The organism is Acinetobacter sp. CAU_H_S170_2, from assembly GCF_058890445.1.
In genome coordinates, this window is record NZ_JBZYAE010000003.1 from 59,857 (window position 1) to 69,121 (window position 9,265).

At 39.6% G+C, this 9,265-nt stretch carries 6 protein-coding genes; all 6 read right to left on the reverse strand.

Going from position 1 to position 9,265, the window contains the following annotated elements; translation table 11 throughout:
* Positions 1–8: 8 nt before the first annotated feature.
* Positions 9–2,801, reverse strand: coding sequence for a beta strand repeat-containing protein (locus AC5EUN_RS17450; protein ID WP_493352522.1), 2,793 nt, complete (start codon positions 2,799–2,801; stop codon positions 9–11).
* A gap of 37 nt (positions 2,802–2,838) precedes the next feature.
* Entirely contained in the window at positions 2,839–3,288 is a 450-nt protein-coding gene (locus tag AC5EUN_RS17455) for a hypothetical protein (protein WP_493352523.1), read from the reverse strand.
* Positions 3,289–4,295: 1,007 nt separating this feature from the next.
* Positions 4,296–4,439 carry a methionine/alanine import family NSS transporter small subunit gene (locus AC5EUN_RS17460; RefSeq protein ID WP_004691882.1) on the reverse strand — a complete coding sequence of 48 codons (144 nt, stop codon included), beginning with the start codon at positions 4,437–4,439 and terminating at the stop codon, positions 4,296–4,298.
* A 9-nt stretch (positions 4,440–4,448) separates the two neighbouring features.
* Entirely contained in the window at positions 4,449–5,927 is a 1,479-nt protein-coding gene (locus tag AC5EUN_RS17465; RefSeq protein WP_493352524.1) for a sodium-dependent transporter, read from the reverse strand.
* A gap of 965 nt (positions 5,928–6,892) precedes the next feature.
* Positions 6,893–7,456, reverse strand: a complete 564-nt coding sequence (locus AC5EUN_RS17470) for a DUF4256 domain-containing protein (protein WP_493352525.1) — start codon at positions 7,454–7,456, stop codon at positions 6,893–6,895.
* 139 nt (positions 7,457–7,595) lie between these two features.
* Positions 7,596–8,954 (reverse strand): MFS transporter, encoded by a 1,359-nt coding sequence (locus AC5EUN_RS17475; protein ID WP_493352526.1) that lies wholly within the window; start codon positions 8,952–8,954, stop codon positions 7,596–7,598.
* Positions 8,955–9,265: the final 311 nt, after the last annotated feature.

Below are 9,265 nucleotides of genomic sequence, written 5' to 3' on the forward strand. Positions count from 1 at the left end.
TATTTAAATTATTGGTCGACTTTTACGCCAAACTCCAATGTTGCTGATGCTGATGGTGTAAGCGTACCTACCGTATATTTCACTTCTTTGCTACCCGTTGCTGGTGCCGCAGTAGTAGGTTTCGCAGAGTTCGGCTGATATGTGGTGTAACTTGGAACCATATCCGAAATCACCACATTGGTTGCGTTCACATTGCCATCATTACTCGCTGTCACACGGTAATAAACACACTCCCCAGGTTTCGCAAAGACATTCGTTGCGTCAAAGCCAGTAGTCGGTGCAGTCGTACAACTTCCTAATGCTTGAGTTTTTAACAAGCGAACCTGACCTAAGTTAATCGTGGTCAAATCGGTTACAGAGACATTTAATGGCTTGTTTGTACCTGTTGGCTTAAAGGTTACGACTGTCGTATCCGTTACACCAGCTGTTGCAATTGCCGGAGCTTCAACTTTAACAATAATGTTAATCGACTCATTCTGAGATAAGCCAGCAACAGTATTTGTAGTTCCGGCAGTTGTCGTATTTGCTAAAAGTGTTGCTAAAGAAGCACTACGAGCAGCTTCCGTATCCCCTGTAATTAATTCATTGGTGTCAGCTTTACCATTGTTATTCAAATCCACATAAACAGACGTATTCGCACCTGACAGTGTAGATGACCAATTCACATCAATAAGATACCCGCTCACACCCTCTGTTACGTTTCCAGAGTTTGTTAAAACATGGACGTATTCAACTGTACCGCCTGGTGCAACTTGACCTTGGCGATCAGGCGTAAAGCTGAGCCCACGCTTCTCTGCAACTGTAACTGCATAAGTGATGTTATCTGACGTAGTTGTTGAAGGTGAGACAATATTCACTTGAATATTTTTAGTGTCACCCGCTGGTGTACCTGCTGGCGGTGTCACCGTTACACAGAAACTTTTTGCGGCACCCGCTGCGATGTTTCCAGAGTTTGTCACTTTAGTGGTGGTACAGTTACCACTGCCATCTTTTTCAAAGATTTCTACTGTCCAACCTGCAGGTACATTCGGTACAGTAATGGTGTAATTATCAGCAACATTACCTGTGTTTTTAATGGTTGCATCAAAAGTCACAGGAACCGCTGGTGGTGTGATCTTATTGTCAACAGGGGTTGTTGTTCCTGCACCAGTACCATTCTCTGTCGTAGAGTTCGGTTTATTCACCAAATCGACTGAGTTACCAATCACAGGACCAGTCGATAACTTTAAAGTATCTTTCTTTGCGTTCGTGATAGAGGTACTTGCTAAAATAAACGAATACCCTACAGTATGCGCAGATGAGCTCGGCAACGTCACGCGTACAACAAATTGTGCTTTTTCACCAGGTTGGATTGGGCCTGTATCTACAACACCATCCCCATTGGTATCAGTCGCTGGTGTTGCCCCATCCGCTTTTAAAATTTCAACGATGGTTCCTGCTGGCAAAACAGCAGTATCAGGAAATGCGTCTAATGCAACTGATGCAGCTAATGCATCACGATCAACCGTTAGGTTATACGTATCTACGCGGTCGCCACTGTTGTGCACCACAACTTTATTACCATCTGTTGTGCTTTGACCAAACACGACAGGTACACCAACTTTTGAATTTGCTAATTGAATTTTGTCGTCACCACTGCCCGCAGCAGTTTCCGTATCAGTAAAAGCACTGGCAGCGGTATCGTTTAATGCACCTTTATAGGTTCCAACCACAGGTACTTTCGATTCATTCGAAGGCGTAGTTCCTGTTGGTGTGGTTGTTGGCGGCGTCGTTGGCACATCTGTAATAGTATACAACGAACCATCATCTTTACCGTTTGGATCGACATATGCCGTGTTATTCACACTATTCAATGCTGAAGATTGAACTGCAACTTTAAACTTCAATGTACCCGTGGTATTGGCCGCCAAATTCGCAATATTAAATAAGAAACGCTTATTGGTCAGATCATATTGATAAGTATCAGCAGCATCATTAGCATCAGTTAATGCTGTCGCACTGCCGCTGTATCTCGCAGAACCACCAACATAAGTCACATTGGCTGGCAAAACGTCAAAAATCGCAACATTGGTTGCTGCTGCATTACCAGTATTTTTAAACGTTAAGGTGTATTCAATTTCTTCACCTGCTTTTGCAGTACTAATACTTGCAGCTTTCGTAATCGTGACCACAGCTCCACTGGTGATGGTGACTGTATCTGTGTTACTGATCGAACTTGTCGTATATAAGCTTGCTTTTGCTGCAGAAGCGGTTGCAGTCAATTCGAGTTTGTCAAACTGACCAGTCGTTGCAGTCGATGGAGTAGTTGCTACCACGACTAGGCCAACATCTTCACCAGCTTGTAATTCAATCGTTTTACCTGGCGCATTTAAATTCACTGAATCATCAGGTACGCCATCTTTATTCTTGTCGATATAAACAGCGAACTTATCTGAGGCGAAGTCAAAGGTCGACCCAGAAGCATGATTATCCAAATCTGCAAGTGAAATGGTAAATGTATCTGTACCATTACCTGTATTGGTCAAAATATGCGACATGGTGGCTTGACCATTCGGCACGGTCGTTACTGAACGATCTTGAACCAAGGTAAAACTACCCACTTGTGCGACAACAGTTTTAACTTCATTTGAGGTAACGGTACGAGTTGTCCCAGTATTATCTGTATACGATGCAGTCGCAACGTTACTAATATTGGTTCCAGCAACAGGTGTTGCAGCCATTGTTTGGCTACTCACAAACACCACCCCACCCATCACTGCAAGTGATGCAGCAATTTTACTTAATTGAAAGTTATGTTTCATAAAAGAATCCATAAAAGCGATTGATTTGAAGCGAAAATTATTGAGCCGCGTTTACACGTACTTGTGCTGCAACGGTGATTTTTTGTTTAGGTTTTAATTCATCGACCTGCCACTGCAAGGCGCGGTATTCACTCAAAGGCACATTCACTTTTTTCCCGTTTTCAACACGGGTTAATGGGGCTTTTGCAAAATGGACACCATCTGTAGAAGCATAGGTATTTTTCGGCGTATTTTTTCCGGTGTAGCTAACATAAGCAGGAAGTGGCAAATTCAACTTCAAGGCTTTCAAGCTACTGGTGGATTGATTGCTATACGTCACCTGATACTCAAGTACCTGATTCGGTTTAACCTGATCGGTGGTTTTCAACTCTTTCTGGGTATTTTTATCAACATTAACTTGAAAAACTTTCATCTGTGCAGATAAAGGGTTTTCATTTGCATTACCATGGACGGTATGCCCATCGCCAATACAAGTGTTGTAAGCCAACCAAAATTTTTATTTTTCATCACTACCTCAATTACACTGAGTATCAAATGCTGTACGTAAAGACAACAAACTGGAATTAAAATACCAATTTTGGTGACATATGTCACACTATTTTTTAATTTTTGTTGCTTAGTTTACAGTTACTCAAATTTACATCTTTTTTACATAAAATCAACATTGTGGTAAAAATAGCGTAATATGAATATAAAATAAGCAAAATATTGAGCGCAACAGAAGACGACTCATAGGTGATGGCCTACAAATATACAAAGCGAGAAATCTATTAGACGAATTAAACAATGAACAAGAAAAATCTATTAAAACAATAAAATTCAAATATTTAATTAGATCAAATCTGCATAAAAAATGCTTTGAGTAGGCTCAAATACATATCCATAAAATCTAAAAAATAGAATCCTTTTTAATCTGCCAATGTAGTCCATGAAAAGATAATTAAAGTGATACAAATCACATTTAGTTGTCAGTGGCTCAGCCTAAAATCATCAGTTTTGAACTGATTGAGTAAGCTCACGACAACCATCGAACTGAAAAACTCATTTCTTCGACAGAAAAATTATCAATATAAACATATGATATAAAAAACATTATAAATAGGCTTCCAAACTGTAGCTTGTATAGATACTTTATTTACTCGCTAAATTTGGGCTGTTCGAAGCCCAAAAACGATACATTTAAGCAATTTTCAAGAAAATATGACTCTTCGGTCTAAAGAATGCTGTTTGAATATAAAAACAAGTCAAGATCGATTAAGTTTTATACTGAATAATGCTCAGTAGAGTAATGATCGTGTAGTGACCATAAACAATAAGGCCCTCTTAACCATTCATACTTCTTCTAAAAAAGTGTGACAAGACTTCTTGGTTGAAGCTGTCTCATTCTTACTTAAACCTGTTAAAAGTCCATAAAAAAACCGAGTGACATTCACTCGGCTTTTTATCATTCACTGATTACAAATGAAATCAATGAATTGCCTTTGTCATCCAGTATTACAACGTATGCTGGTCTTTCACTTCTTCAAGAACATCATCGAGCTCTTCTGGATTTTTCATCAAGTGGAGAATAGACAACACAAGTCCTCCCCAAACAAACAACATTGAAATCACCATCATTACGATTGCTGAAGTATTCATTTTTTTCTCCTAGCGATCTTTAACTTTGCTGAGTACGATTGCAATAACGGCACAGAAAATCACACTGCCCCAACCAAATAGCCCTTGCAGACTCATGCTATAGGTATCGTAACCATTTTTCACCAAATTAAATAACGTCATACTCAACGTCGTTAATAACACGAGTGAAGTAATCACGGTCAAGGTAAATGCCCAACCCTTACCGAGTTGAATTGTGGAAATACGATTTACGTGATCACGCAACTCAATCAATGCTGAACGCTTAAACCAAGTAATACAAAGAATAGAAACAAGTGCGCCACCCACAATGCCAATGTTATTGATAAAGTGATCCACGATATCTACCAATTTAATCGCATTCACACTTGAGAATAAGATCACTGAAACCAGTGCACTACCACCACCGATAATGGTAACTGCTTTTTTACGGCTCCATTTTAACTTATCCTGCATCGCTGCAATTGGCACTTCCAAGATACTAACCATGGAAGAAATACCGGCAACAAATAATGATGAGAAGAACAATAGACCGAATAAATCAGCACCTGCACCGAGACTTGAAATGATTTTCGGGAAAGCAATAAATGCCAAACCGATACCACCACTCACCACATCTTGAACTTCTTTGCCTGCGGCATGCGCCATAAAGCCTAATGCAGCAAAAATACCAATACCCGCCAAGATTTCAGTTGAAGCATTGGCAAAACCAACGATTAAACCTGAGCCTGTCAAATTGGTCTTTGGCTTTAAGTAAGATGCATAAGTCACCATGATCCCGAAACCCACAGAAAGCGAGAAGAAGGTATGACCATACGCCGCCAACCACACTTTATAGTCCATCATCGCAGCCCAGTTCGGTGTAAAGAATGCATTTAAGCCTTCTGCTGCACCAGGTAAACGAAGTGATTGCACCACTAAAATGGTAAATAAAACGAATAGCAAAGGCATGAAAATCTTATTCGATAATTCAACACCTTTTTTAACCCCGCCAAACAGAATAATTAAGGTCAGTGCCCAAATTCCCACGATTGGCCAAAATAAATGGCTTACAAACTGTAAATCGAAACCTGTTGCTTTCGAAGTTTGTAAGTAGGTATTAAAGAAGAAACTTTCAGGGTCACTGCCCCAAGTCTGACCAATCGAGAAGTAAACATAGCTTCCCGCCCACGTCAGTACGCTGGCATAGTACAAACCAATGATGATACACACACAGACTTGCCACCAACCCAGCGTTTCACCGCCTTTAAACAAAGCCCGATAGGCTTTAGGTGGTGACCCCGAACTACGGTGTCCCGTTGCATAATCTAAAAATAACAAAGGTAAACCAGCGGTAATTAACGCCAATAAATAAGGAATAAGAAAAGCACCGCCACCATTTTCATAAGCAACATAAGGGAAACGCCAAATATTACCTAAACCTACAGCCGAACCTACAGCTGCAATAATAAAACCAGATCGTGATGTCCAGTTTTCACGAGTTCCTGACATAAAACACCTAAACCTAGGTCCCTTTTAATTGCTTTTTATTTGGTTATCTCGCAACAAAAAAGAACCATTTAATATTAATCTTGAGTGTTTGATTTAGCTTCGACCTTTTGGGTGCAAGGTTCTAAATGACAAACAGAGGAGTTTTCACAAAACCTTGGTTAAAGTGTGTCGATTAAACTTCCCTTTTATATGGTTCAACAATACTCACTTTTATAAAAATATTCTGTAATTTCTGCTTCAAATATTCCATTTTTATAATGTGTGCTGATTCAACCGTTCAATTAATCAGCTTATTTATTGTACAAAATTAGTTATAAATTAAAAAACTTTTTGGAATGATTTATTGCATCTATTTTCCTGCATAAAATTTGAAGATCCTACATCTATACTCAACCTACTGAAAAACTCAATGTAAATAACGCTAAAAGTATTACCCGCTCGCATAAAAAACATTACTTTTCACATTTTCATTCAGATATTCACCCCATCAGGGAACATTGGCCATATTTCTAATGAACATCACATGCATAAATACAGCTTTTTAATATTGTTCTGTATTTACAGCACAGTCGATTTACAACCGCGCTATACCAGTGATGCTCTATATTTAAAAGAGAAACCACCAAAGCCAGTCATTGCGTAGAACATCCTCAGTTTCACTAGACCAATCCAGTATTCATCAGCCTATTTAAACGATGCTGATTTAAAGCACTAAGCAAAAATTATATAAGCCATTTACTTTTGTCAGCTTAGGCTTACAAATAGCGTGGTTAAAATGCTGTTTGAACAACAGCCATCACCATGTATATTTAAACCATCAGGAAACAGGACGTTTCCCAAACTTAAAACAACAATAATCAGTTTGAGCATCAGGATGTGAGATATGACAGGAGTTGTATCTAAACACTGAAATACAAAGAAACCTCGACAGGATGTCGGGGTTTCTTTTTATCTCTATTCCACAGTTAAAGCTGAATATAAGTCCGAAATCCTCGACTCGCATAGTACGAAGCAGCGCCATTATGATAGGTAAACGTACGACCATAGCGCTGATCACAAAAAATTGCCCCGCCTTGCTGACGTAATTCGGCTGGAGTTTCAACCCAACTGGATGTTTTCAAGTCAAAATTAAAGATCTGCTGTAAGGCATAATACTGTTGTTCCGTCACTAAGCTTAAGCCATACGCCTGTACCCAATCGAGCACTGTATTTTCAGGCGGATGATCCTTGCGACTCAATAGTGCCTCTCGGTCATAACACATGCTCCGTCGCCCTTTTGGGGACTCAATTGAACAATCAAAAAAATACACATCTTGTGTATTCGGTAAAGCCACGACATCGGGCTCACCACCACTTATTTCCATTTGTTGTAAGGCGTATAATTTTTCCGGAGACTGCAAAAGTTTTTCTCGGACAAATGCCCAACTAATTTGCATATGACGTTCAGTGTACTGCTGAAACCGCTGTTCTAAGATGTTGAATAAACGTTCACTTTGCTCAGGTTCGAGTTGTTTATGCTGCTTAATCATTGTTATTGTGCTGCCCTATTTAAAGCTGCCTTTAGCATAGCACTCTCCTTTAAACACGATCAAATACCATCCAACGGTACATCGATTTTGAAAAATAAAGGCCCTCACAACGAGAGCCTTTTATTTGTTTGGGATTTGATTAAGAAGATGCTTTGATTGAACTTGAAACTTTCACCTGAGTTTTAACTGCTTCTTCAGCACTATTTAAACGGATAAAAGAAACCGCTATCGCAGCAAGTACCGCAGGAATCGCCACAGCAATAAAATTCAACTTATGTGGTAATTCCATGCCCAACAATACACCAATGACAATTGGACCCACGATTGCACCCACACGGCCAATCCCTGATGCCCAACCCAACCCAGTTGAACGAACAGCCAATGGATAATATTGCGCCACATAACTATATAGTAAAATACTACAACCGATTGAAGCGGCTCCTGCAAGTGCAACCAATAAATAAATTACAGGTTGTGGTGAATTAAAGCTTAAACCCACCAGTGCAAATGCCCCGACAGTCAACATGCTAATAATGACAGGTTTCAAGTGGAAACGATCCGCGAGCACACCACCACCAGCAGTGCCAATCACCGCACCAATATTCAAGGAAAGGAGGAACATTAAACTGCTGCCCATCGAATAACCCGCAGCCATCATCAGTTTTGGTAACCAGCTTCCTAAGGCATAAACCATCAATAAGCACATGAAGAAGCAGCACCAAAATAAAACTGTACCCATACCACGGCCATTTTTAAACAAGGCAGCGACAGATGCATCAGGGACTTTTGCTTCATTCAGCACTAGAACAGTATCTGAAGTTACACTCTCTTCAGGTACCAGACGTTGAATAATGCTGCGTGCCTTTTCTGTTTGCTGGTCTTTCACTAAAAAAGTGACTGATTCAGGTAAGAATTTCCATAAAATAGGAATAAACAGTAATGGAATACCCGCAATGAAAAACATGATCTTCCAGCCAAAGGTTGGCGTAAACGCAACACCTACTAGTGCTGCCATAATTCCACCCATTGCATAGCCACTAAACATCGCGGTCACCAAAGTACTACGAAACTTCTGAGGCGCATATTCCGAAGTTAAAGCGACCAAGTTCGGTAATACACCACCAATTCCAAGACCCGCAATAAAGCGTAAAATACCAAATTCAGTCGGGTTTGATGCAAAGCCACCCGCAAAAGTGAACCCACTGAACAACGTAACACAGATAATAATGACTTTTTTACGGCCAATTTTATCGGCCAGCATCCCAAATAGCATTGCACCAAACATCATGCCTGCTAGGGCCGTACTGGCTAGCATTCCCGCTTGAACAGCCGTCATACCCCACTCTTTCATTAAAAGCGGTAAAGCCACACCGTTAATTGCTAAATCATAGCCGTCAAATAAGACGACGAATAAGCACCACAAAACAACCGTTAAATGAAAAGGCTTAAACTTAGCCTGATCGATTACAGCATTTACATTCATTGTTGTCGCTGTCATTTTTCTCTCACCTCCAATTGTGAGCTTTATTATAAAAAGTGAATCCAAATTCACTTTTACATAAAATGAATCATAATTCAGTTTTTGTCTATAAATAAAGCAATCGAAATGGTTTTTTTGGAAAAATTAGACTAAAGTTGTATAAAAATGACGCGAGACGATTTGCACTTCATCGAATTCTTTGATAAATAAGAGATATTTCACATAATTTTAATTTATATAAATGTATTTTTGTATAATTTAGCGTGTATTCTCCGCTCTAACTCTCTTCTTTTCCACTTAATAATTCTTTATTTATATTATTTAATATT